Source organism: Boseongicola aestuarii, assembly GCF_900184815.1.
GTDB classification, from domain to species: domain Bacteria; phylum Pseudomonadota; class Alphaproteobacteria; order Rhodobacterales; family Rhodobacteraceae; genus Boseongicola; species Boseongicola aestuarii.
Genome location: NZ_FXXQ01000020.1, coordinates 1 through 23011, shown reverse-complemented (window position 1 = coordinate 23011; position 23011 = coordinate 1). Strand labels below are relative to the sequence as shown.

The following is a 23011-nucleotide window of genomic DNA, read 5'->3' as shown; positions in this document are numbered from 1 at the left end:
ATACAGCGGCATAACTGTGACGAGCCGTTGCGAATGCCTGCCTTTCCGCTGGGGCCAAAACAATGACTCGTTACTACCTTCCGGTCGCCATCGGAGCACTTCTCGTGGCATTTTGGTTTAGCCCTGATGCTCAGGAAATTGCGGCAGGTATCGCAATCTTCCTTTTTGGTATGTTGATGCTTGAGGACGGCTTCAAATTGTTCGGGGGTGGCACCCTAGAAAGGGTTTTGGAACGGGCGACCGGCTCAACGCCTCGAGCGATCTCTTTCGGGGTCATCTCGACCACGCTTCTGCAATCCAGTTCGCTTGTTTCGGTCATCACCATATCATTTCTGAGCGCCGGGCTGCTGTCGCTGGTCGGCGGTGTGGGCATCATTTTCGGAGCAAATATCGGGACGACGACGGGCGCATGGCTGGTCGCAGGACTTGGACTGAAGGTGAACATTGCGGCCTACGCCATGCCGATGATCGCGCTTAGCATCGTCCTTGTGTTTCAGAAATCAAAGCCACTGAGGGGCGTTGGCTATGCGCTGGCAGGGTTGGGCTTTTTATTCCTCGGCATACATCACATGAAAGAAGGGTTCGACGCCTTTAAAGACCAGATCGACCTGACGCGCTTCGCCCTTTCCGGCCTGCCCGGTCTGTTCGTCTATTCCCTGATTGGAACCGTCGCGACTGTTGTCATGCAATCGAGCCACGCAACGATGGTTCTGATTCTGACGGCCCTTGCCGCCGGTCAGATCAGCTATGAGAATGCGCTGGCACTGGCGATCGGCGCGAATATCGGCACGACCATTACAGCAATTATCGGCTCTCTTGGCGCGAATTTCCAGGGCAAGCGACTGGCTCTTGCCCATTTGATTTTCAACATGGTTACAGCCGTTGTCGCATTAGTTTTCATCGCACCGCTGCGCGAGGCGGTAGACTGGATCAGCGACCTGGTTAGGATCGCCGAGGATGATTTCGCGATGAAGCTTGCCGTTTTCCACACAATCTTCAACGTCCTCGGCGTTGCCCTTATGTTGCCATTTCTTGCCCAGCTCGTAGCATTTCTCGAACGTCGCATCATCGAACCTGTCCCGGACGTAAGTCGCCCGCGCTTCCTGAACGAAGCGGTCGATGAGTTCCCACAGACCCTCGAGATTGCGCTGCGCAAAGAGGTATTTCATCTTTATGAGAATGCCGTGGAACTGATCCTGCACGGTCTAAACTTGCACCGCGACCGGGTCTTCACGACCGACGACGTGGCCGGTCTGGTGCGAAAAAGTCGAAGCCCGCTCGAGCTTGACTTAGACGAGGGCTACGAACGCCGCGTGAAGACGCTGTATTCGGGGATCGTCGAATTCACCTCGCGTGCAGGAGACAAACGCTTCGCGCCGGACATTGCGGAACGCGTATATGCCTTGCGCGACGTCGCAAGCGATATTGTGCAGGCAGTGAAATCTGTAAAACATCTTCGCAAGAACATCCTGCGATACACGGTTCGCCCTGAGGGTGCTACAACCGAGCTATATGACGACTTGAGAACGGAGATCGCGCGGATCACGGTTGAGATCAGAAAACTCGGGCTTGCCGAACCGGAAGATCGAAGCGCACTGTGGCTCGATCAGGAACGCGCACAAATCGAGGAGGACGCACGTTCGACTTCCAAACGCGTTGACGCCCTCATCCGTAGCAGAGAACTGAGCCCCGCTGCCGCTACATCCTTCATAAACGACTCCGGCTACGCCTATAGCGCTATGCGCGACCTGATAGAAGCGGCGCGCAGTTATTACATCGAACGCGACAGCGCGATAGCTGAAGTTGAACGCCTTTTATCTCTCGACGAAGAGGAAATCGACGAGGCGGTGACTGACCCCGGCGGCGGACCGGGGCCTAAGGAGTCTGACGGACTGTCATGAGACCGTCATGAAACGCGCGCAGGGTGTTACCCTAAGATCAGGATCGGAGTAGCGAAGATGGGTCTGAAAAAGCTTGCAGCGAAAGTGGTTGAATACAATGAGCGCCTCGAAAGTGGAAAGGCGAGCAAGATAAAACCCAAGCACGTTGAAACGGTCTTGAAGAAACTACGTACGAAGTTGAACGAACTTGAGGGAGAGATAATCTCAACCAAATCCGCGGACAAGAAGGCCCGGCTGGAGGGGAAGCTAGGAATCGCTCAGACCCATATTGATCGCGCGGAATGGTTGTTAAAGGAATTGAGCTGACCAACCGGAGACAGTGCTCGGGCATGCCTATGACTGCCAGACAGAGCCAGCCCCCCCCCAAAGACCTCACTCGCGGAGTGATAACATTTCTCAAAGAAAGGAATTCGATTTTTCCTGCCAAAACGGTCATTGAGCGTTGCATTCCCAACGGCAGAAAAGTCCCGCAATAGGCCAGGTCGACTTTGCGCCATGCGGAAGATAATGGAGCTGTCGGCCCATCGCGGACCTTGGTCGATTGATCTCGTGCTGCGTTGCGGCTTCCGCATTGCGCGCATCTGTCAACTAAACAGCACTTTTCCACTTTGTCGGACTAACGTTGACGATGTTGTCATCAACGCTGACCATTACATCGCCGTCTTGAATATTGACCTGCATCTTCATCGAGCGACTTGCCAGCTTGCTTAGTTCGCTGGTGTCCTCTTCGGCAAAATTAACAATCCGAAGGTTATCAAACCGGGTGGTCCTGTTTTTGATTTTTTCCCACCACATGTCAGCGGTCCTGCCGCCGTAGGAATAGATGATCACCTCGTTGGCTTTGCCGCAGGATTGACGAACAGTCTTTTCGCTCGGAAGTCCCAATGCGACCCAAAGCTCAAGTTCGCCGTTCAAACTTTTCTGCCAAATGTCTGGCTCGTCGTCTGTTGAAAGGCCCTTGGTCAATTCCAAGTGCTCATGGGCGTTCAGCGCAAAAGCCAGGATGCGCACCATTAACCGTTCATCCGTCTCTGAGGGATGTTTGGCGACCGTCAGTTTATGGGTTTCATAGTAGTGACGATCCATATCAGAAACGGAAAGTTCAACTTTGTAGATGGTCGCTTTTTGCGCCATGATTTGTCCCGGACTTGCGAAGATAAGGCTGCTTACGGCGTCTGGCGACTTTGTGAAAGCAGATAGAAAGCCCCCGGCTGCAAGTCAGATTGGCCTCAAATGAGTTTGATGCTTCAGGACTTCACCCTTCAAGCAAGGCATCTTGCACAGCGTCATCCCAACCTAAATACAACTTGTCCTGATTGCGTATTACCGGACGGGCCATCACTTTGGGTTGGGCGGCAATCTGCGCCTCCGCTTCCGAATTTTTTAGCCAATCGTTAAGCGACCGGTAGTCATTCGAACTTCGATCCACCAATCTATCTCCGAATTCTTGAATCAATTCCTCCAGTTCGGTTTCGCTCAAGGGCTCTGCACGGATATCGCGAAATTCAACGTCCTTGCCATCTGCTTCCAACGCCTTGCGGGCCCTTTGGCAGATTGCGCAGGTGCTCAATCCATAGATTATCATTTCGTAATCTCCTTCGGCGATTATCTGGAACCTCTTGCATCAAACGCTTCAATGCAATCATTCCTTTCCGGCTACGGTCGTTTGGAATTGTCGGCGGTGTCTTGCCCCAACTGCTTGCGCATAAAAAGTAGCCTGATACCACTTCCGGGTATTGGTGCTCCCGGCCCAAAGCGGACCTTCGTGCTAAGCGTAGCGAAGGTCTTAAATGAGCCCAAAGCGGTCCTTGAGTTCCGCGTTAGATCCCTCAGATCTCTTCGAGGCCGGTCGGAAAGCACCGACACTCCAACCGGCCAAATCGCCTTCAGTATGTAATCAAAGGAGATTAGTCGCCGCGTCCCGAATCCGGCGCTTCACGGGTTTTCAAGGACGGATCATGAAGTAGCCTTGGTCGCTTAACTCCATGAGACGAACGATCCCACCGGGAACCACGCGAGCGTTGGGCACGATTTCAATATCCCTTCCCGCCTGCTTGCTCATTCCTTTGATCGTGTTTCCGCAGGCGGAGATGGTCACATTGGGCACGCTGTCGGTGAAGCTTTGGATGCGCTCCAGCACAGGTGAGGTGTCGGTGCGTAACATGTGAAGGCCAGCATTATATGCAACGATTTCAATTTCGTACTCTTCCCCTCGTGTTAGGAAGAAGTTTGACATGTTTGAAGCGTTGTTAAGGACCTTCGTAAATGTGCCCTCGCTGTTATCACTGACCTGAATAACGATCTTATGTATTTCGTGGGGCGGCGCATCGTCGTGAGCTGATGCCGGAATGCCAGCAAGCGCCCAACACATAGCCAGCAAGGCGACAAAGGTACGAGTAAAGTTCATGATTTCCTCCCAAGGTGCCCTTTATGGGCTCACGTTCATGCTCCCACAGAACCAAGGGTGCATAGAGGCACTCGATTGGGATGCATGCATAGATCATGATCTATGCATTTATTTCGCGCAAGGCAGAATGTTTACTACGCACAAGACGGTTTTCATTGTCTACAGTGAAAGGCGGCATTGTCCCGCAAAGCAGTCATTCGTTGTGAGGCGCATCAAGGTCCGCTTTGCGGACAAACCGGACTTGTGCAAGCGCGGCATGGTCAATTGCGGCGAGCACTGATTATCGTCGAACCAGTCATTGGCGATCGCTATCGGCGTCATTCTTCTCACTCATCATTCCCGCAATCGAGTCTGCCGGTGAGATGTATGGCGAGGGTGCTATGGTTGGCCACAGGCTGCTCGTTGGCATGCCGAAGTCGCGGGGAAGAAAGACCACTTGAATAATTCTGATCCTTTCAGCAATCGCAAAGATTTTTGGTCCAGGTGACTCTGGCGAGAAGGCGACTTTGATTGATGTAACGCAATGACGAAGTTCCAAAGAGGGATACACTTTGAGCGTGTTGTCGCTGGCACTGTTCGCACTCTGTCCTATTGGATGCTTCTTTCCAGGTTTCATCCAATGCGGCGACGGCACACCTTCATCTCGTTTGAGCCAAACTGATTTGCTGGCGTCGTTTAAGTTTCTTAAGATTACAATATGTCACGGAACTGGAGAAAACTGTTTGGCTGGACGCTTTGCAGCCTCGGGTGCCTCATAACACTGATCGGGGTTTGGGCCATCGGTGGTTACATTTGGGGCGTTCTTTCGGTTCTTGATGAGCCTGATCAATCATGGGTGTTTTGGGGGCTGGCCATCCTTTTTATCGGTCTTTCTGGAGTTGGCATAGGCATCGGGATGGTGATGGCAGGCTGGTCAATGGTGCAAAGAAGCTGAGACCTTCGCCCCTTTCCAAATTGCGCAACTTGTCGCAGCCTATTTCTGCGCAGGCTGGCCTTCCTGTTATTGTCGGCTCGTCCATTGATGTTGCGCGCGGCATAAAGAGTGTTGCGTGGCAGGATAGTATCCTAGCCCGAACCTCATCTGGTATTTGTGAAGCTCAAAGATGATACTGATTTTGCCGCCGTGCAGCACCGGGCACAAGCCCTCGCGCTTCCTGTTGAGAAGCCTTCAGATTCTATGACTGGAATGAGGAAGCGCTTGGCTCATCCTTTCCTGGGCCAATAGTGCAAAGTCACTGTCTGGTCACCGGCCGAAAGCGTTCAACGGAACGGACGATCTCGTCGGCGTCACCTTCAAGTCCATGAAGCGGAATACAAACGCCATGCTGCTTTTGCAGCCACAACTCCAATCGACGCCAAGTTGGCATACGAAGAGGCGCCAGGATTCCAGGCGATGGCTCAACAATGAGCCAGTCCCTCTCACCGTATAGTGCTCGCCGCACTCGAACACGACGGATTCTATGAATTTCGTCCCATCGCAGCGGGCGCTTGAATACCAAGGGATTGTAAATGCCAATATCGCCGACGACGACTGCCCGCGGATTTTTCCAGAGTATCCATCCGAACGCTGCAATGCTCACCAAAAGGGAAAGACCAACCACGACAGCCCATAAGAAATCACTTGAGTTTGGATCGAAGCCTGCACCGAAAAGAACAGCAAAACCAAATACCCCCAAAAGGGCTGTTAGCAACCCAATGATCCAGACAAGGTTCTTCTTGCTGTGATGGTAGGTAAAAGTGGCCATAGTCCCCTTCTTGATCTGGTCTGTTCAAGACGATCAAATTTCATATGAGAAATTTTGACTGCTCCTATTCGTGAAGCCTGCAATCGATGGACAAATGGTATAAGCTATAGCCAGCGCAGATTTACATCCTTCCATAAGGGCGTAGCTATGGGAAAGACTGAAAAATCGATGATCAAATGAAGTGGGCCACCGGGATGGCCATGGTCCTGCTTGTCGTGCTTGCGCCGCGCGCTGCGAAGGCCGAAACGCGGGAACCCAACACCTTCGAGTCTGCCTACACGGCTATGGCTCTTGATTTCGGCTCCCACGAACTCTGCGTGCAAATATCTCCAGACGCAGAGTCGCGGTTCTTGTTCAACAGCCCTGGTACGCAAATCTACCGTGAACGATCACGATGCTTTCTTTACGTGGCGGTCAACACGTTGAATCCCTATCTCTGCCAATTTGTGGATGAGGCATCCGCATGGCTTCACAATGGCAGTTATTTCAGCCGCGAAAACTGCGAGACGCTTGTGTCAGAGGGAGAACCCTTCAACTTTTCTCTATCATTCGACCGGAGAAGCATCCTTACAGAAATGGGCTATTCTGTCGCGAAAATAGCAGAGGCATATCCCGGAGATCCCGAAGAAGTAGCCTTACACCGGTTCTACCTGAGTGCTGTTGGCCGCGACGGGGACTTTCAGCAACGCTTGAAGCGTTTGCCAGACTTTTCTGGCGTCGATCGATGAGTTTCCCAGGCTTCTTGTCGCTCATATTTGGTTGCCTTGCGCTTTTCGGGGTGCTTCTGGCGCGATGGGGCTATTGGACGATTTATTGGTCACTGATGGTTGGCATCATCGCCATATTTGGCGTCTCCTTTGCAATGACGTGGCAGCCCTCAACTGACGACCCCATCCCAGCGATAATGTTTTTGGTGATAGGTGTATAGCGGAAATAGAACGTACAGCATCACCGCCAGCCAGATGATCACGGGGCCAGTTTTGAAATAGCGAAATGGGCTTCGTTTTGTCATCCGATGAGGCTATGGAACCACCCTACGCGTCGCTTTTGACCTTGATTTGGATCAGGGAAGTCAGGTGAAAAATCGCCAACGTGATCCCGGGCAGAACGCGGGGACCAATAGATGTCAGACTGGCACACAGGAACGCTGGAAAATGCACTTGAGCGATTATCCAGCACCCCAAACGGGCTAACGGACGAAGAAGCGAAATTGCGGATGGCGCGCTTTGGGGCCAACGAATTGAAAGTGTCCAAGGACACGCTGGAATTGCTCAAGTTCCTCATGCAGTTCAAGAATTTCTTTGCTGTTCTTTTGATTGTTGGCGGGGCCCTCGCGATGACGGCGGAGCGGTTAGACCCCGGCCAGGGAAATCTTTACATTGCGATTGCTCTGATCACAGTCGTGCTCTTGAACGCCGGTTTTACCTATTTTCAGGAGCACCAGAGCGAACGCATCATGGACAGCTTTAAGAATATGCTGCCCTCGATGATCACCGCCATCCGGGACGGTCGCCCGCAAGAAATCCTCGCCGGTGACCTCGTTCCCGGTGATGTAATTGTGTTGAACGAGGGCGACCGTGTCCCCGCAGATGGGCGGCTGATCTATGCCAAGGAACTGAAAGTCGACAATTCCAGCCTGACCGGCGAGAGCGAGCCGCAATTGCTGGACGCGGGTAAATCGGCCAGCGCGATGCTGGAAAGCCCCAACATGGTCTTTTCAGGCAGCCTTGTGCAGAACGGCGAAGGCAAGGTGGTGCTGGTCGAAACCGGAATGAACACCCAGATCGGCGGTATTGTCGAACTGACCAAGGCCACCAAGGATACGGAAACGCCCATCCACAAAGAATTGGAGTACTTCATCAAGGTGATCAGCTTCATAGCAATCTTTCTGGGTATCAGCTTTTTCGGCGTGTCAGTGGCCATCGGGAATAACGTGATTGGCAGCCTGATCTTCGCCATCGGTATCATCGTGGCGAATGTGCCCGAGGGGCTGCTGCCCACGGTGACGTTGAGCCTGACGATGGCAAGCCGCCGGATGGCGCAGAAGAACGCGCTAATCAAGAACCTTGAAAGCGTGGAAACCCTTGGCTCGACAACGGTGATCTGCACCGACAAGACCGGCACGCTGACCCAGAACCGGCTTGGCGTGAACACGGTTGTTGTCGGCGGTGATGCTTACCGCGCCGACGATATGGATGTTGCCAATGCAGCTGCATTCAAGCGGCTCTTGCAGGTCATGTGCGTCTGCAACAATGCCTATCTGACCGATGACGGCTATGCGGGTGATGCGACCGAGGGTGCCCTGCTGCTCTTCGCCGGGAACCACACCGATCCAACCGCGCTGCGCAAAGTTGAGGAGATCGCCGAGCAACCATTCAATTCTGTCACCAAGCGGATGATCACGGTCACCGACGATGGCAGCGGGCCGCGGGCCTATCTGAAAGGCGCCCCCGAGGTCGTTCTGGCCATGTGCGACCGCGTTGCCCTGAACGGCGAGGAATTCGACCTGACACCGGATCGACGCCAGGACATCGTAGATGCCTATCATAAGCTGGCCGGACGGGGCGAACGTGGCCTCGGTTTTGCTGCCCGCACTGGCGACCGCGATACGGTCCACGAAGAGGGCTATGTTTTTCTTGGCCTGACCGGCATGATCGATCCGCCCCGCCCCGAGGTGCCCGAGGCCCTGAACCGCTGCGTGTCGGCAGGCATCCGGGTCATCATGCTCACTGGTGACTTTGGCCTGACCGCCAAGACAATTGCCGGGCAAATCGGGATGATGGGTCCGCACGGGCGTGTGGTGCAGGGCGATGAATTGTCGCAAATGTCGGACGAACAACTTCAGAAGGTACTGCGCGACGAGCCCGAGATCATCTTTGCCCGCATCGCCCCGGCACAGAAACTCCAGGTGGTCCAGGCACTGCAGGCAAACGGCGAGATCGTCACCGTCACCGGTGACGGTGTGAACGACGCACCTGCCCTCAAGAATGCCGATATGGGCGTCGCCATGGGTGTGATGGGCACGGATGTCGCCAAGGAAGCCAGCAACATGGTGCTGATGGACGACAATTTCGCCACCATCGTCGCTGCGGTCGAGGAAGGCCGCACGATCTTTGACAATATCAAGAAATTCATTGCCTATATCCTGACCTCGAACATTCCCGAAATCCTGCCATTTATCGCCTTCGTGCTGCTCGATATTCCGTTGCCCCTGACGGTCATCCTGATCCTGAGCATTGACCTTGGGACAGACATCGTCCCCGCCCTCGGGCTGGGTGCGGAAAAGCCGGAAACCGACGTGATGAAACGGAAGCCAAGGCCGCGGGGCGAGCGTTTGCTCAGCCGCAACCTGCTGATCATGAGCTATGGCGTGGTCGGAATGATGCAAGCCGCGGCAGGGTTCTTTACTTACTTCACCATCCTCTTCACAGGTGGCTGGGAATGGGGACAGGATCTGGCCAATTCCGACCCGCTTTACCGCACCGCAATCACCGGGTTCTTTGCGTCAATCATCATCTGCCAGGTCGCCGATGTGATCATTTGCCGGACACGGACACAAAGCCTGTTTACTGTTGGATTATTTTCAAACCGACTGGTGCTGGTGGGAATCGCCTTTGAGCTTTTGCTTCTGACCGGCATCGCCTACATCCCGGCCTTGAACACCTTCTTTGGAACCGCGCCGCTTGAAGTCTGGCACCTCATGCTGTCCGTACCATTTGCGTTGGCCATATTCATCGGCGATGAGGTCCGCAGAGTCCTTGTCCGCCGTGGCAACTCTTTTGTCCTGCGCTGGTTAACCTGGTAATGGGACAACATTCTACCCAAGCGCCGATTTCCCTTACAATAGGTTCGTAAGCGGACGTTCATGCAAAGTGCAGCGAACGACCGCTCCGAGCCCAGAGCGGACGTTAAGGAATCTGCCCTAGTGATATCTGAACCAAACTACGTGCTTTTGTGGTATGGTGCCATATTGATTTCACGCGTTTATGAAAATGCGCGCTTAATAGGGGGGCTTGAAGATGATGGTCGCAAGATGGACGTGCGAGGCGAAGTTCGGCCATAAGAGTGGAGCGCTCGCGTTGCTTGATGAGTGGAATGAGCAGATTGGAGCTCAGACCGATGTTGATATGGCCCGAACTCGCACGCTGACGGGTTCTGTTGGTGCCAAGGAAGCTATCATCCAAAATGAAGTCGAAATCAGCAACCTTGCCGAGCTGGATGCATTTTTTGACAAGATTGCCTCGATTGAGATGCATGCGGAGTGGGGCAAGAGCTTTGGCGAGGTGATTGTGTCCGGATCTACCTACTGGGAAGTCTTCCGGCTCGTCGACTAGCAAGATTGCTCAGGCGCCCGGCAATCTGGCGTCTAGCCGCGCGACACGGTGCGGTAACTGCTAAGCTGCAAGGGAGGAGGACCCGATGCTCAAGATTGATTCAGCCTCCGCATGTCAAACAGTTATCACTACTTTCGAATGCTCCCCAGGCACCTGCGCCGATCTTATGGACAAGTTGCAGAGTGCCTATAGTGACTTCATCTCACAACAGCCCGGCTTCATCGCCGTGGGTCTGCACGTTAACGACGCACAGACGCGGATAGCCAACTATTCGCAATGGGCGCGGCGCGAGGACTTTCAGGCGATGCTACGCAGCGATGAAATGCGGGCACGAAATCGCGAGATTGCAGGGTTCTCCACACGGTTCGAGCCGGTGATGTATGAGGTGGCGGGAGTCTTCTGAGAGCCGTCCGGTGCTCGAAGAGCGAATGAACGTTTTGAGCCCAGAGCGGACGCCGGTTCCGCTAGGAGCGAGCAAAAAAAGACCTTTTTAATGTGTGCTATAGTCAGATCGTTCCAATAGATGGGAGATTTCTATGTCTACTGAGACAAATGAAGAAAGGCTTTTGAAGGAAAGTTTTGAACGTTTGGAGTCCGACTTCGACCGGTTCTCAACATACTTCTACGATGCCCTCTTTGTGCGCGCACCAGAGCTGCGCGAATTGTTTCGAGATGACCTTGCCGGACAGGGCATGCGATTCATGACAACTCTGCGTGAGTTGGTTCTGAATATCCAAGATGCCAATGGCGACACGGAGCGGTTGGCTGAACTTGGCGGCTATCACGCTAACCTCGGAGTGCGTGCAGAAAATTTTGCGCCCATGGAAGAAGCCTTAGTCGACACTCTGAGGCATACTCTTAGAGACGGATTCACCCCGGAACTCGAAAAAGCCTGGCGAGGGGCTTATGCCAAAATCTCATCTGCAATGGTGCGGGCTGGAGGGATTTCCTAATTCCGCCGATTCTTGAGCGTTCTCTTTGTCGGCGTTATAGTCGTTTGACCGAATTTGCTCTATGGCACCCTCGAACCCTTCGACGATACTCCGTGGCCTTGTAATCAGACTGACCGGATTTAAGAGGCGTTTTGGGCTCTCACTTGCTGGCATCGAGTTTGTCTTGCAGGATAACCAAATGTCACGAACTTGGAGCAAAGTAACTGGCTGGACGCTTTGCAGCCTCGGGTGCCTAGTTACGCTGGTAGGGCTCTGGGCCATCGGTGGCTATATTTGGGGTGTTTTTTCGGTTCTTGATGAGCCCGATCAATCGTGGGTGTTTTGGGGGCTGGCCATACTCTTCATTGGTCTTTCTGGAGTTGGCATAGGCATCGGGATGGCGGTGGCGGGCTGGTCAATGGTGAAAAGAAGCTAAGACCTTCGCTCATTTTCAGATTGCGCCAATATTCGCAGCTTTTTTACTCGCGCGAGCGCATCGTGCCCAATTAATGAGAAATTGCTTCCTCTGTGCTAAGATGCAGCTTTGTGAGCGAAGGTGGAGGCTATGAAATACACGACCATAACGACCTGGGAGGTTCTGGACGGCTCCGATTTTGATCTTTTTATGATGCGGGTGCGTGAGAAGCGCTTGCCGGCTTTGAAAGACCTGGGAGCTGATAGAGTTCAAGTAATTCGGACGAGTGACAGGACGATTGCCGCGATTTCGGAATGGCCAAATCGAACAACCCGGGATGCTGCAGTTGAGTTCATCGAGAGAGTGCGCAACGATGTGCGGGCCGAGGATCACAGCCGGATGACTGGCGAAATGATGGGGGAAGTATTGGCGGAAATCTAAACGGATGACACAGTTTTTCTGAAACAGCACCAAATGTAGCGAGAGCGCAAACTGCAGGTAAGTCTCTGCCAAAACGGCCTGAATTGCACGCCGACCACTGATTGTGGCCCGCGCACCATCGACTTTCGACGATCCTAACTAATCTTCCAATGGCAACTTTGTCCGCTTACCGTGGTCGAACAGACTGCTGAACTCACGGGAGGCCGGCTTGAAAGCGGGCTGACAGCGTAATAGCTGCATATCCTAGCCGGTATGGAATTTGCCCTGCCTGAAAAACCAGAGATGCAGTTCCGATGAACCATATTCCAGCGCCGACGTTGAAGGATGTACCTAACGTGCTTGGGCCTCTTTTTCGCTCTGGCACGCCTGACGCCGCCGCCATCGACGGATTTGTGGCCGATAACGACTTTCCTTTGGTCGAACCAGGGCGCGTGACCTTCGTTTGGCGTGGTCAGGCGAGCCGGGTTGAACTGGCGCGCTGGATCTACGCTGGCAGCAGCCGCGATCCCTTCCGTCCATTGGACGGGACTGACTTGTGGGTCATCACGCTGCCAGTAGAAGACAACGGGCGTTTCGAATACAAGCTCGCGATCGCTCATGGAGCTCACGAGGACCTGATCCTCGATCCTTTGAATAGTCTTAAGGCGCGCGATCCATTTGGGGCGAACTCAGTCTGTTGCACATTTGGGTACGAACGCCCCGACTGGACCCGCCCACTGGGTGCGCCTGCCGGGAATCTCGAAACACTGAGTGTCGACAGTCTGGTCTTCGGTCAGACGCGCAACGAAATGGTCTATTTGCCCTATGGTTACACGCCCGATCGTGCCTATCCCTTAGTGGTGATCCACGACGGTCAGGAGTTTGACAGTTTTGCAAACCTGTCAGTCTCGCTTGATAACCTGATCTATTCGGGTGACGTACCGGGCCTAATCGCAGTTCTCATCCAGACCGACGACCGTATGGGCGAATACCCCCGTGGGCGGCGCCATGCGCGGTACTTGGTCGGCGATCTATTGCCACTGATGACGACGAATTACAGTATTACTGCAGATCCCGCGAAACGGGTGTTGCTCGGTGCGAGTCTTGGCGCTGTGGCCTCGATTTCGACCGCCTTTCGATTTCCGGGAGTATTTGGCGGCCTGATCCTGAATTCAGGTACTTTTGTGACTGATCAAAACAAGCTTGCCTCGCGTCCGCACCCTGTGTTTCACCGTGCCGCGCGGCTTGTTGAAGCGTTGCAGCGGGCGCCGCAGCTGCCCAAAACGCGCGCATATGTCTCCACCGGCGAGTTAGAGGGGCTGGCGGACGAGAATCGAGCCCTCGCAACATTCTTGCAAGACCACGGGGTAGATGTTCTGTTCAACACTGAATGGGACGGTCATCACTGGCACAACTGGCGCGATCAATTGCGTGACGGACTTCTCTGGACCTTGGGTGAAAACATGGGCGACTAGGAGCCGGTGTAGAGCCGGTCTGTCTAGAATATTCTCGGGGGAAGAGACATGGCTAAACGTACAGCGCAAATCGGTTTGTCACTAGGGGCCGACATCTGTTGGCCGATCTGTTACGAAGGCCTTCTGGAAGTGTTGGACTTGAATATCCGGCACGGCAGCGATCAGGTCAAAGTCAGTTGCGAAAGGGTCACGATAGAACCTTTCAACCTTGCACAGCCAGTCAAATACGACGTCGTTATCGACCGCTTGACACATTGGTACTCGGTCAGCCGCGAATGGATCAAGAAAGCCGTCGTGCTGAATGATCTCTACGTTTACAATAATCCGTGGTCGCTTCAGTCCAACGAAAAGCACACGTCCTATGCGGCGATGTTGCGTCTCGGCCTTGCAGTGCCGGAAACTTGGATGTTGCCGCCCAAGGCCTACGAAAACCAGGACGATCTGGAAGTAACTCTCCAGAAATATGCCAAGATGTTCTCGCTGAATGAGATCGGCGAAAAAATTGGCTATCCGTTCTTCATGAAACCCTTTCACGGTGGTGGCTGGAAGGGCGTCACCAAGATCGACGACGCGCAGGACCTGCATCAGGCCTATGACGCCAGCGGCACCGAGATCATGAATCTGCAAAAGGCCGTTCTGCCGCATGAACGGTTTGTGCGCTGCGTGGGTCTGGGGCCGCAATTCCGCATCGTGAACTACGATCCGGGGGCACCCCTGCATGACCGCTACAGGATGGAGCAAGGCTTTCTCTCGGCCGAGCACGAAGAAGAGCTGATCGACATCGGCCTGACTATCAACAGCTTCTTTGGCTGGGATTTCAACTCCGCCGAGTCGCTTTTGCAGAACGGCACATGGCATCCCATCGACTTCGCCAACGCTTGTCCGGACAGCCAGGTGACCTCGCTGCACTACCATTTCCCATGGCTCATCAAAGCCAACCTGCGCTGGTCGATCTATTGCGCGGTCACCGATCGCACGATGCATAAAAACATGGAATGGGACCCGTTCATCAAGATCGCAGACAGCGACCGGACACAGGCCGAAAAGCTCAAGGCCTATGCCGCCATTGCCAACAAACGGTTCGAAACCGAGAAGTTCCGCACCTTCTGCCGTAAAAACCTGTCCCACCTCGATGAGCTGGCCTATGACTTTTTTGGCTCCGATGTGATGCGCGACGCGATCCACCAGAAAGTGGCGTCGCTCTTTCCCAAGCACGAGCACGAGGAGTTCACCGAACTCTTCTGGAACCGTATTCAGGATTGGCGCGCCAAGGAGGGAATCCATGGAGATAAAGACTTCCAGTAGGTGGTACTCTGACCGGGTCGGACAAGACATCTCACTGGTGCGCTGGGGCCATTTCGGCCAGCCCGTGCTGCTTTTTCCCACCGCTGGCGGAGACGCGGAAGAGGTCGAAAGAATGGGTGTGATCGGGGCCGTCTGGTCGCTGATCGAGGCTGGGCGGATCAAGGTCTATTCCTGCGACAGTGTCGCCGGCCGCGCCCTGGCAAACAAAGAAGGTTCAACTGAACACCGCTGTTGGCTTCTCAACGGGTTCGAGGTCTACGTCGCCGAGGAACTCGTGCCCGCAATTCATGCGGATTGCGGCGGCAAGGCGCACGAGATCATTACTGCCGGAGCCTCTATCGGCGCGTTCAATGCGGTCGCCGTGGCTTGCCGGTTCCCGCATCTCTTCAAGGCCGCCCTCGGGATGAGTGGCACCTACGACCTTGAACGTCTGCTGGGGTTCGAGGGGAACATGGATTTCTATCTTTCTTCACCGTTGCGGTTTCTGCCGGACCTCGAAGCCCCACAGCTTGACCTCCTGCGCGCCCGTTTCATCCTGATGGCCTATGGAGAAGGCCGGTGGGAAAACCCCGATGAAGCGTGGCGCATGGCCAACGTCCTTGGTGCCAAGGGCGTGCGCAATCGCGTCGATGTCTGGGGCCAAGAATGGGACCACGACTGGACCACATGGCGAGAGATGCTCCCAAAGTATCTCAACGAATTGGTGCCCGAGGTGGCAGACGTATGAATATCATCTTTATCGAGCCATCCCTTCCCAACAACCAGCGCGAATTTGTCCGTGCGCTGCACGGCATCGGTGCAAATATCTACAGTGTCGGGGAGCGGCCATATAACTGGCTGGACCCCGAAACGCGGGGCTGGCTGACGCATTATCAACAGATTAAATCTGTTACCGACGAAGGCGCGCTGGAATGGGCGGTGCGTGACGCTCAGTCGAAAGTCTGGATCGACCGGATGGAATGCACCATCGAGGCCCATCAGATGCCCGCAGCCCATGTACGCGAGCGATGTGGCATCCCGGGCACATCGTCGCGCACGACCTACATTTGCCGCGACAAGGTGGCGATGAAGGACGTCCTAAGGAATGCCGGCATACCCCTAGCAGCGTCTGGTGCGGTCGCAAGCTTGGCCGAGGCCCGGGATTTCGCCACCCGCGTCGGCTATCCCCTGGTCATCAAGCCACGGGACTCGGCTGGCGCTGCGGGAACATACCGCGTGAATAGCGAGAACGAACTGGAACACGTCGCCCATCAAAGCGGCGTGGCAGACGGGGCCTCGGCGGCGATTGAAGAATTCATCGAAGGGCATGAGGGCATCTACGATACGCTAACGGTGAGCGGCGAGGTCAGGCACGAGTTCATTGGGCATTATTACCCAGGGGTACTTGAGGCGATGCGCCACCGCTGGATTTCCCCTCAGTTGATTTCCACCAACGAGGTTGAAAGTGACCGTTATGCTGAGGTTCGTGAGATGGGGCGGCGGGTAAACACTGCACTGGGCATCGAAACCTCCCCGACACATATGGAATGGTTTTTCGGACCAAAGGGTCTCAAATTCTCCGAGATCGGCTGCCGACCCCCGGGTGTGGGACAATGGGACAGCTATTGCCACGGAAACGAATTCGATCTGTACCGCGAATGGGCGCTTGCCGTGTGTCACCACACAACAGACGTCCGTCCGTCGCGACGCTATGCTTGCGGTATCATCGCGCTACGTCCGGATCTGGACGGGCGGATCGCAGGATATGAAGGAACCGACCGGATTTTCGAGAAGTATGGCGATCACGTGGTTGGCCAGCATTTCCCAGAACCCGGCACCAACACACAACAGGTTGAAGCCGGCTATATGGCGAACGCCTGGATGCGCGTCCGCCACGAAGAGTTCGACGTGCTCAAATCGATCCTGAATGAGATCGGCGAAACCATCAAAGTCCGCGCGCACTGACAGAGCCACACCCAATCCTGGGCAAGCGTGTTTCTGCTGATTGGATAGACAATACCAAGTGAATGAACCAATCCGGGAAGGTGGCCGTCTTAAACACTTAGCCCAAAGCGACCATTCCCGGACGTGATGCAAAAGTCTGTTCTGTCCCGCATTGCAGTCATTAGTGTTCGCTGCAGCGAATGGCAGCTCTGAGCCCATTCCGTTGTTCTGCGGCAATGCGGCGAAGGACTGCTCTGATGGTCAAATCGCGTGGGGCATTGGCTGGATAGGGCCTGAAAGAATTTCCGCTAGGCGTATTGCGGCCCATACGCTGTCAATCATCGGGACGGGAAAGCTTGGGCCGTATGTCTCAGCAATATTCGTCATGCCTGCGCAACCAAGCACGACGCATTGGATGTTATCCTCATCAACCGCTCTTTGCGCCTCTGCCACCACGCGCGAACTTGCGTTTTCGCGGTCGTCTTCTAACGCAAGCACTGGCACGCCGCTGGCGCGGACCCGTCCAACGTTTTTGTCCAGGCCGTAGGTTGCCAAATTGCTTTCAAGGACAGGCACCGAAGGCGCCAGTGTCGTAACAACCGAGAAGCGTGGCCCAATCAATGAGGCCATGTGATACGCTGCTTGACCGATCCCGATAACCGGACAAATTGATATTTCGCGCGCTTCGCTGAGCCCCGTGTCATCAAAGCACCCTATGATAATTGCGCAAGCGCCTTGGTCATTTGCCTGACGGACAAGTTCTAGCAAGAGCGGCACGGCGGCCGCGCCATCTTCTGCCCCTTGTATGGCAGGTGGGCCATGATGGGACGTCCACCCTTCGATCTTGATATCGGGGACGGCTTTGCGCGCCGTCTCAAGCATAGCTAGCGTCATCGAGGCTGTGCTGTTGGGGTTAATGATAACGATCACAACAAACCCTTACCGGCATCAGACCCGGCCTTTGCGCGACGTCGGTTCGCCAGAAGGGCGAAGGCCAGGAAAGCCCCGATGATCAGTAGGGAAAACAGCGTCGTAAGTGTTCCAAGCGCATAAAGCACTGGCGAAGTGACATTTGTCGTCATCCCGTAAATCTCAAGCGGCAGCGTGTTGTAGCTGCCTGATGTGAGCAGGGTACGCGCAAACTCATCATAGCTGAGCGTAAAGCCGAACAGTGCCACACCAATCAGCGATGGTGCGATGATCGGCAACACAACATGGCGGAGTGTCTGCCACGGGCTCGCACCCAGATCACGGGCGGCTTCTTCGTAGCTTTTGTCGAAGCGGTTGAAGACAGCAAACATGATCAAAAGCCCGAAGGGCAACGTCCATGTGAGCTGGGACCCAAAGCCCGATGTTGACCAATGCACGTCCAGCCCAGATTGCGAAAACAAAAGCCCCACACCAAGCGAGATCAGTATAGAAGGGATCACCAGTGACGTGACGATCAGGTAAAACAGGATGTTAGATCCGGGGAACTTTTTGCGGAATGCCAACCCACCCATGACCGATACAACAACCGTGACAACCATGACCATCAGCCCAAGCGTAAAACTGCGCCGGAAACTGCCCCAGATGTCGCCAACTGCTTGCTGTTCGAACAAGTCATAGAACCAATAGAGCGACACGCCCCGCATCGGGAACGTCAGCCCACCGCCTTCGCCTTGGAATGAGAGAATACCGATAGTGATCGTCGGCCCGTAAAGGAACAGGATAAACAGGGCGAAGAATGCCGTAAGGAGGTAAAATGATCTTGGGCGCGGTTCCATCGTCAGAGCTCCTTTCGGATATCGACAAAGCGCAGCATGGTGCCGATCACGAGTAGAACGGTGAGCAACAAGATGATTGCCGTCGCCGAAGCGGACGGGTACTGCAGCAGCGCTATATCGTTTGAAATCAGACGTCCCACATTGGCCGATTGTGATCCCGACATGAACCGGACTGTGATGAAGTCGCCCATCACCAAAGTGACAACAAAGATTGTCCCAATCATGATCCCCGGCTTGGTCAGCGGAATGATGACATTCCACAGGATCTGCGCCCCATTTGCGCCTGCATCCCGTGCCGCTTCGATCAGGGATTTGTCGATCCGCATCATGGTGTTGAAAATCGGTACGACCATAAACAGAGTGTAAAGGTGGACAAAGGCCAGAATGACGGCGAAGTCGCTGAATAAAAGCCACTCTACCGGCTCATCAATGACGCCCCAGGATATCAAGGTGGAATTGGCAATGCCGTTGCGCCCCAAAAACGGAATCCAACTGATCATGCGGATTATATTGCTGGTCCAAAACGGGATCGTGCAGAGCAGGAATAGTGCGATCTGCCATGTCAGGCTGCGGATATGGAAGGCCAGATAATAAGCCACCGTAAAGCCGATTAGCAGCGTGCAAACCCATGTGACAAAAGCGTATTTAAAGGTGTTGAAAAAGACGGTGTAGGTGACCGGCGAGCCGAACAAGAAAGCGTAGTTGTCCCACTCAAAAGCCGGAATGATCGAAAACTCGGTTGCCCGCCAGAAACTGACGACAACGATCAAAAAGATCGGCAGGACCAGAAAGAACAGCAAGACAAAGGCAAGTGGTGAGACCATCAGCCAGCCAGTCAGAGCAGAGTTTTCGCGCAATTTATTCATGAGCTATTCTCTTGTAGGTCGCAAAGAGCGCGCCACGCGGGCGCGCTCTTCGGTTTGACTTAAGCCGCGATAAATTCGTTCCACTTGCGGACCATATACTGGTTCTCGTCCATGACAGAGTTCCAGCAAACCACCGAACCCATACGGTCCAGGAAGGACCCGCCATCGCGGACTTCGCCTGCACCGGCCAGTTTGGCACCGGTTGGGGACAGAATGTCGCCTTCTGCAGCTTTGCCTTCGTACCAGAAACCCCATTCATCCGCAGACATGAACTCTTTGGATGTATCGGGCACAGCGGAATAATAGCCCTGGCGCATTAGATAGCCGCCAACCCAACCGGAGAGGTACCAGTTGATGTACTCATAAGCTGCTTCCAGTTCGAGACCAGACAGCGCGGCCGAGATACCCAGGCCACCGCCCCATGAACGATAACCTTCTTCCAGTGGCTGATAGATACAAGGAATGCCCTGTGCGCGAACCGCAGTGATCGCGGGGGACCACATGGACTGGATGACGACTTCGCCAGAAGCCATCAGGTTGACGCTTTCGTCGAAGGATTTCCAGAACGCACGGAACTGGCCATTTTTCTTGGCTTCGGTAAAGAGTCCGAGGGTCAAATCGATCTCTTCTTTGGTCATGTTGCCTTTGTCGGGGTAGGTATATTCACCCATGGATTCCACGACCATCGCCATGTCCATGATCCCGATTGAGGAAATATCGAGGATAGATGCTTTGCCTTTGAATTCAGGGTTCAGCAGTTCTGACCAGTTGTTAATTGGGCGACCGATCAGGTCGGGACGAATACCCAAGGTGTCGGCATTGTAGATCGTAGGGATCAGGGTCATCCAACCGGATTCTTCCTGGACAAAATCTGTTCCATTCGGGCCGGAGGTAAATCCGACAGTATGCGGTGCAGTACCTTGCGCGATTTCGCTTGTTGGCGTCAGCTTACCGCTGCGGAACGTGCCGGCGATCTTGTCGTAATTGTCGATCTTTGAGGTATCCATCGCCTGCAGGTTGCCTGCCGCCCAGACTTTTTTGCAGATAAAATACTCAATGTCTGCGATGTCGAAGCTGTTGGGCTGTGTGGCGGCGCGCTGTGTCACGCTATCGGTGTCGAGGGCGGTCATCTCCAGCGTAAAGCCAAGGTCTTCTTTCACCTTGGTTGCCACATCGTTGAGGTTGGAAACACCTGTCCCGAACTGGCGCAGTGTGACGTCTTTGATGTTCTGCGCCCAGATCATGGGTGCGCCCAAGGTGGACCCCGCAGCAAAAGCAGCAGTTGCAGCACCACCTTTCAGGATGCCGCGGCGTGAGATATTATTCGTGGTTTTGGTCATGTAGTCTCTCCTTGTCGGTGGAAAAGCGGCGCTTAAGCCGTCAGTTGGTGCAGGTTATTGGCATCCCAGTGCAGACCGATGCGGTCGCCGGGGTGATGCGGGTTTGAAAAGAAGGCAGTATCGGTCAGGAGGGCGGTCACTTCCTGATCGCCAGCAATGCGCGCTGACAGGGACACATGTGTGCCCTGATATTCGACGGCTTTGACCACGGCCTCTAGCATCCCATTTTCAATGGATGTGATGTCGACGGCATCGGTTCGCACAGCGAACTGCCCTTCGGGCAAGGCAATCACGTTATGGCCACCCATAAACTGGGCGACAAAGCGGGTCTTTGGGGCATTAAAGACATCACGCGCCGCACCCGCCTGTTCAATGACAGCGTTATTCATCACGATTATTTCGTCCGCCAAAGCCAGCGCTTCGTCTTGGCCGTGCGTGACATGCACAAAGCTGATCCCAAGCTCTTTTTGCAGCTTGCGTAGCTCACCCCGCATGCGGATTCGCAGGAACGGATCGAGCGCTGACAAAGGTTCATCCAGCAATAAAACCTGCGGTCGCGTGATTAACGCCCGCGCGAGTGCGACCCTTTGTTGTTGGCCACCCGAAAGCTGATCAGGTAGGCGGTCAGCAAGGTCAGTCAAATCAACAAGCGAGAGCATTTCAAGGGCTTGGGCGCGCCGCGTAGCCGCATCTACCCCCTTCATTTTCAGGCTGAAGGCCACGTTGTCGGTCACGCTCAGGTGCGGGAAGAGGGCGTAGTTCTGGAACATCATCGCGGTGCCGCGTTTGGCCGGTGCCAGATGCGAGATATCGCGGCCCGCAAGCAGGATTGCCCCGTCGCTCACGCTTTCATGGCCTGCGATCATCCTAAGGGTAGAGGATTTTCCACAGCCCGAAGGGCCCAACAAGCACGTGTAACTGCTTGGCCTGAAGTGATGGTTGATCGCGTCGACGGCCACGGTTGCGCCATAGCGTTTTGTGACAGAAACCAACTCAAGATCTTGGATTGAAGCGTTCATTTTGCCCTCGACTTCTGCATCAGGAAGCACGGTCAGGCGCGTTCACAGCAACAAAATGCACACGGCACAGCCTGCAAATAATTGGTTTGAATAAATTTCATGCGCAATTAATTGGCATTGGTTAATTGTTGTGCGCTATATTGTATACAAGATTGCATTGCATTGTCTTTGGTGTGAGCAGGCTTGTTCAAATGCGACCCCTCTGGCATGCCGGTTATGAGGAGATATCGATGGCATTGTCCGCATCTAAAAAACCGCAAAAGGCGGATGCACCCATTACGAAAGATACGATTGCGAACGCCCTTTCGCATGCAATCCACCAGCATTGGATCGCCCCTGGCACCAAACTGGGAGAGGATGAACTTTCGGATATCTACGGCGTATCACGCACAATTGTACGGGCGGCCTTGCAGACCCTCGCTCACCAACAAATCGTTGAAATCAGGCGCAACCGTGGCGCATTTATCGCCAAGCCCAGCCTCACCGAGGCGCATGAAGTGTTTGAAGCCCGCGAACTTCTGGAGCCACGCACCGCACGCAGCGCCGCAAGACTGGCGACACCTCAGGACATCGATCTTCTGGAAGGCCATATCGCGCAGGAGCACGACGCTTTGAAAGCAGGAAACCACGGTCGCGCACTTTTCTTGTCCGGACAGTTTCACTTGGAAGTGGCGAGAATCGCCCAACAACAAACGATCGCAGATATGATCAAAGTTCTGATAGCGCGATCGTCTCTGATCATCGCATTATATTGGCGACGCGAGAGTGCACTGTGTGAAAGTCAGGCACATCATGCATTAATCAAAGCAATTGCAGATCAAGATGGCGACCATGCCGAGGACCTGATGAAAAGTCACCTCGTGGATCTTCATTCAGCGCTTAACTTGCGTGAACAGCCCGCTGTGCAGCATGACTTGCGGGATCTATTACTCAAGCCCAGCGGCTGAGCATCCTATAGAAGCTTTCTCTACACTTTTCGTGTTTGGCTTGCGGCATAGCATCCACAAAGCGGTCATTGGTATGCTGATCGTCAAAGGCGGCTCTGTCCCGCATAGCAGTCGTTGGTTCATCTTGCGGCGAATGGCCGTTTTGAGCCCAGAGCGGACGTGCTCCGGCCCAATTGACGGGGATCATATCGCCTGACTTCTGAACGTGGTTGGCTC

At 54.4% G+C, this 23011-nt stretch carries 25 protein-coding genes and 1 pseudogene; 15 read left to right on the top strand and 11 right to left on the bottom strand.

The genetic code is table 11. The features are described from left to right. Window positions 1-62 precede the first annotated feature (62 nt). Window positions 63-1901, top strand: coding sequence for a Na/Pi cotransporter family protein (locus BOA8489_RS18535; RefSeq protein WP_093975799.1), 1839 nt, complete (start codon window positions 63-65; stop codon window positions 1899-1901). 57 nt (window positions 1902-1958) lie between these two features. Then, a complete protein-coding gene (locus tag BOA8489_RS18530; protein ID WP_093975798.1) occupies window positions 1959-2207 on the top strand; it encodes a hypothetical protein in 249 nt (82 codons plus the stop codon). 282 nt (window positions 2208-2489) lie between these two features. Here BOA8489_RS18530 and BOA8489_RS18525 read toward each other — a convergent pair whose 3' ends face one another. The 3 genes from BOA8489_RS18525 to BOA8489_RS18515 all read right to left on the bottom strand — a co-directional run bounded on the left by BOA8489_RS18525 (window position 2490) and on the right by BOA8489_RS18515 (window position 4308). Beyond that, window positions 2490-3035 carry a YaeQ family protein gene (locus BOA8489_RS18525; protein ID WP_093975797.1) on the bottom strand — a complete coding sequence of 182 codons (546 nt, stop codon included), beginning with the start codon at window positions 3033-3035 and terminating at the stop codon, window positions 2490-2492. A gap of 121 nt (window positions 3036-3156) precedes the next feature. Continuing rightward, window positions 3157-3486: an arsenate reductase family protein gene (locus tag BOA8489_RS18520; RefSeq protein ID WP_093975796.1), complete on the bottom strand. Its 330-nt coding sequence runs from the start codon at window positions 3484-3486 to the stop codon at window positions 3157-3159. Between the two features lie 360 nt (window positions 3487-3846). Continuing rightward, window positions 3847-4308, bottom strand: a complete 462-nt coding sequence (locus BOA8489_RS18515) for a DsrE family protein (protein ID WP_217897972.1) — start codon at window positions 4306-4308, stop codon at window positions 3847-3849. Window positions 4309-5005: 697 nt separating this feature from the next. Here BOA8489_RS18515 and BOA8489_RS18505 point away from each other — a divergent pair. Next, complete coding sequence (locus BOA8489_RS18505; RefSeq protein WP_093975794.1) at window positions 5006-5242, top strand: hypothetical protein; 237 nt, start codon at window positions 5006-5008, stop codon at window positions 5240-5242. Between the two features lie 298 nt (window positions 5243-5540). Here BOA8489_RS18505 and BOA8489_RS18500 read toward each other — a convergent pair whose 3' ends face one another. Further along, on the bottom strand, window positions 5541-6053 hold the full coding sequence (locus tag BOA8489_RS18500) for a hypothetical protein (protein WP_093975793.1): 513 nt from the start codon (window positions 6051-6053) through the stop codon (window positions 5541-5543). A 194-nt stretch (window positions 6054-6247) separates the two neighbouring features. On the opposite strand from BOA8489_RS18500, the gene BOA8489_RS18495 reads away from it, so the two are divergent. Next, a complete protein-coding gene (locus BOA8489_RS18495) occupies window positions 6248-6781 on the top strand; it encodes a hypothetical protein (protein ID WP_141138339.1) in 534 nt (177 codons plus the stop codon). 197 nt (window positions 6782-6978) lie between these two features. On the opposite strand, the pseudogene BOA8489_RS20875 reads toward BOA8489_RS18495, so the two are convergent. Continuing rightward, a pseudogene (locus BOA8489_RS20875) lies at window positions 6979-7065 on the bottom strand (IS6 family transposase); the annotation flags it as partial. 111 nt (window positions 7066-7176) lie between these two features. Between BOA8489_RS20875 and BOA8489_RS18485 the strand changes: the two are divergent. The 10 genes from BOA8489_RS18485 (at window position 7177) to BOA8489_RS18440 (ending at window position 16878) form a co-directional block, all read left to right on the top strand. Next, window positions 7177-9858, top strand: a complete 2682-nt coding sequence (locus BOA8489_RS18485; protein WP_093975790.1) for a cation-translocating P-type ATPase — start codon at window positions 7177-7179, stop codon at window positions 9856-9858. Window positions 9859-10072: 214 nt separating this feature from the next. Then, the gene (locus tag BOA8489_RS18480) at window positions 10073-10387 is read left to right on the top strand and encodes a hypothetical protein (protein WP_093975789.1); all 315 of its coding nucleotides are present in this window, start codon (window positions 10073-10075) and stop codon (window positions 10385-10387) included. Between the two features lie 85 nt (window positions 10388-10472). Further along, window positions 10473-10790, top strand: coding sequence for an antibiotic biosynthesis monooxygenase family protein (locus tag BOA8489_RS18475; RefSeq protein ID WP_093975788.1), 318 nt, complete (start codon window positions 10473-10475; stop codon window positions 10788-10790). A gap of 133 nt (window positions 10791-10923) precedes the next feature. After that, window positions 10924-11340: a globin domain-containing protein gene (locus BOA8489_RS18470; RefSeq protein WP_093975787.1), complete on the top strand. Its 417-nt coding sequence runs from the start codon at window positions 10924-10926 to the stop codon at window positions 11338-11340. 178 nt (window positions 11341-11518) lie between these two features. Beyond that, entirely contained in the window at window positions 11519-11755 is a 237-nt protein-coding gene (locus tag BOA8489_RS18465; RefSeq protein ID WP_141138338.1) for a hypothetical protein, read from the top strand. Between the two features lie 129 nt (window positions 11756-11884). Then, complete coding sequence (locus BOA8489_RS18460) at window positions 11885-12175, top strand: hypothetical protein (RefSeq protein WP_093975785.1); 291 nt, start codon at window positions 11885-11887, stop codon at window positions 12173-12175. Window positions 12176-12468: 293 nt separating this feature from the next. Next, window positions 12469-13629, top strand: a complete 1161-nt coding sequence (locus BOA8489_RS18455; RefSeq protein WP_093975784.1) for an alpha/beta hydrolase-fold protein — start codon at window positions 12469-12471, stop codon at window positions 13627-13629. Window positions 13630-13677: 48 nt separating this feature from the next. Then, a complete protein-coding gene (locus BOA8489_RS18450) occupies window positions 13678-14934 on the top strand; it encodes an ATP-grasp domain-containing protein (RefSeq protein WP_093975783.1) in 1257 nt (418 codons plus the stop codon). Beyond that, window positions 14912-15661: an esterase family protein gene (locus tag BOA8489_RS18445; RefSeq protein ID WP_217897971.1), complete on the top strand. Its 750-nt coding sequence runs from the start codon at window positions 14912-14914 to the stop codon at window positions 15659-15661. Before BOA8489_RS18450 ends, BOA8489_RS18445 begins: the two co-directional genes overlap by 23 nt. Next, window positions 15658-16878, top strand: coding sequence for an ATP-grasp domain-containing protein (locus tag BOA8489_RS18440; RefSeq protein ID WP_093975782.1), 1221 nt, complete (start codon window positions 15658-15660; stop codon window positions 16876-16878). The genes BOA8489_RS18445 and BOA8489_RS18440 overlap by 4 nt, the downstream gene beginning before the upstream one ends. A 240-nt stretch (window positions 16879-17118) precedes the next feature. Here BOA8489_RS18440 and BOA8489_RS18435 read toward each other — a convergent pair whose 3' ends face one another. The 5 genes from BOA8489_RS18435 to BOA8489_RS18415 are packed head-to-tail and all read right to left on the bottom strand — an operon-like array spanning window position 17119 to window position 21848. Continuing rightward, a complete protein-coding gene (locus BOA8489_RS18435) occupies window positions 17119-17787 on the bottom strand; it encodes an aspartate/glutamate racemase family protein (protein WP_093975781.1) in 669 nt (222 codons plus the stop codon). Further along, the gene (locus BOA8489_RS18430) at window positions 17784-18623 is read right to left on the bottom strand and encodes an ABC transporter permease (RefSeq protein WP_093975780.1); all 840 of its coding nucleotides are present in this window, start codon (window positions 18621-18623) and stop codon (window positions 17784-17786) included. The genes BOA8489_RS18435 and BOA8489_RS18430 overlap by 4 nt, the downstream gene beginning before the upstream one ends. A gap of 2 nt (window positions 18624-18625) precedes the next feature. Beyond that, the gene (locus tag BOA8489_RS18425; RefSeq protein ID WP_093975779.1) at window positions 18626-19489 is read right to left on the bottom strand and encodes an ABC transporter permease; all 864 of its coding nucleotides are present in this window, start codon (window positions 19487-19489) and stop codon (window positions 18626-18628) included. A 59-nt stretch (window positions 19490-19548) separates the two neighbouring features. Then, complete coding sequence (locus BOA8489_RS18420; RefSeq protein WP_093975778.1) at window positions 19549-20829, bottom strand: ABC transporter substrate-binding protein; 1281 nt, start codon at window positions 20827-20829, stop codon at window positions 19549-19551. A gap of 32 nt (window positions 20830-20861) precedes the next feature. Then, the gene (locus BOA8489_RS18415) at window positions 20862-21848 is read right to left on the bottom strand and encodes an ABC transporter ATP-binding protein (protein WP_093975777.1); all 987 of its coding nucleotides are present in this window, start codon (window positions 21846-21848) and stop codon (window positions 20862-20864) included. A 230-nt stretch (window positions 21849-22078) separates the two neighbouring features. On the opposite strand from BOA8489_RS18415, the gene BOA8489_RS18410 reads away from it, so the two are divergent. Beyond that, complete coding sequence (locus tag BOA8489_RS18410) at window positions 22079-22795, top strand: GntR family transcriptional regulator (RefSeq protein ID WP_093975776.1); 717 nt, start codon at window positions 22079-22081, stop codon at window positions 22793-22795. Here the strand turns inward: BOA8489_RS18410 and BOA8489_RS20635 are convergent. After that, window positions 22779-23011, bottom strand: a 233-nt coding sequence (locus BOA8489_RS20635; protein ID WP_217897970.1) for a hypothetical protein, incomplete at its 5' end; no start/stop codon positions are given. The genes BOA8489_RS18410 and BOA8489_RS20635 overlap by 17 nt on opposite strands.

Bases quoted from the DNA above. Each gene is read 5' to 3' on its own strand.
- BOA8489_RS18425 (WP_093975779.1), bottom strand. From the start codon at position 19,489: ATGAATAAATTGCGCGAAAACTCTGCTCTGACTGGCTGGCTGATGGTC.
- BOA8489_RS18455 (WP_093975784.1), top strand. From the start codon at position 12,469: ATGAACCATATTCCAGCGCCGACGTTGAAGGATGTACCTAACGTGCTT.
- BOA8489_RS18420 (WP_093975778.1), bottom strand. From the start codon at position 20,829: ATGACCAAAACCACGAATAATATCTCACGCCGCGGCATCCTGAAAGGT.
- BOA8489_RS18450 (WP_093975783.1), top strand. From the start codon at position 13,678: ATGGCTAAACGTACAGCGCAAATCGGTTTGTCACTAGGGGCCGACATC.
- BOA8489_RS18440 (WP_093975782.1), top strand. From the start codon at position 15,658: ATGAATATCATCTTTATCGAGCCATCCCTTCCCAACAACCAGCGCGAA.
- BOA8489_RS18485 (WP_093975790.1), top strand. From the start codon at position 7,177: ATGTCAGACTGGCACACAGGAACGCTGGAAAATGCACTTGAGCGATTA.
- BOA8489_RS18465 (WP_141138338.1), top strand. From the start codon at position 11,519: ATGTCACGAACTTGGAGCAAAGTAACTGGCTGGACGCTTTGCAGCCTC.
- BOA8489_RS18530 (WP_093975798.1), top strand. From the start codon at position 1,959: ATGGGTCTGAAAAAGCTTGCAGCGAAAGTGGTTGAATACAATGAGCGC.
- BOA8489_RS18495 (WP_141138339.1), top strand. From the start codon at position 6,248: ATGGCCATGGTCCTGCTTGTCGTGCTTGCGCCGCGCGCTGCGAAGGCC.
- BOA8489_RS18430 (WP_093975780.1), bottom strand. From the start codon at position 18,623: ATGGAACCGCGCCCAAGATCATTTTACCTCCTTACGGCATTCTTCGCC.
- BOA8489_RS18470 (WP_093975787.1), top strand. From the start codon at position 10,924: ATGTCTACTGAGACAAATGAAGAAAGGCTTTTGAAGGAAAGTTTTGAA.
- BOA8489_RS18410 (WP_093975776.1), top strand. From the start codon at position 22,079: ATGGCATTGTCCGCATCTAAAAAACCGCAAAAGGCGGATGCACCCATT.
- BOA8489_RS18475 (WP_093975788.1), top strand. From the start codon at position 10,473: ATGCTCAAGATTGATTCAGCCTCCGCATGTCAAACAGTTATCACTACT.
- BOA8489_RS18520 (WP_093975796.1), bottom strand. From the start codon at position 3,486: ATGATAATCTATGGATTGAGCACCTGCGCAATCTGCCAAAGGGCCCGC.
- BOA8489_RS18525 (WP_093975797.1), bottom strand. From the start codon at position 3,035: ATGGCGCAAAAAGCGACCATCTACAAAGTTGAACTTTCCGTTTCTGAT.
- BOA8489_RS18515 (WP_217897972.1), bottom strand. From the start codon at position 4,308: ATGAACTTTACTCGTACCTTTGTCGCCTTGCTGGCTATGTGTTGGGCG.
- BOA8489_RS18445 (WP_217897971.1), top strand. From the start codon at position 14,912: ATGGAGATAAAGACTTCCAGTAGGTGGTACTCTGACCGGGTCGGACAA.
- BOA8489_RS18460 (WP_093975785.1), top strand. From the start codon at position 11,885: ATGAAATACACGACCATAACGACCTGGGAGGTTCTGGACGGCTCCGAT.
- BOA8489_RS18480 (WP_093975789.1), top strand. From the start codon at position 10,073: ATGATGGTCGCAAGATGGACGTGCGAGGCGAAGTTCGGCCATAAGAGT.
- BOA8489_RS18415 (WP_093975777.1), bottom strand. From the start codon at position 21,848: ATGAACGCTTCAATCCAAGATCTTGAGTTGGTTTCTGTCACAAAACGC.
- BOA8489_RS18535 (WP_093975799.1), top strand. From the start codon at position 63: ATGACTCGTTACTACCTTCCGGTCGCCATCGGAGCACTTCTCGTGGCA.
- BOA8489_RS18500 (WP_093975793.1), bottom strand. From the start codon at position 6,053: ATGGCCACTTTTACCTACCATCACAGCAAGAAGAACCTTGTCTGGATC.
- BOA8489_RS18505 (WP_093975794.1), top strand. From the start codon at position 5,006: ATGTCACGGAACTGGAGAAAACTGTTTGGCTGGACGCTTTGCAGCCTC.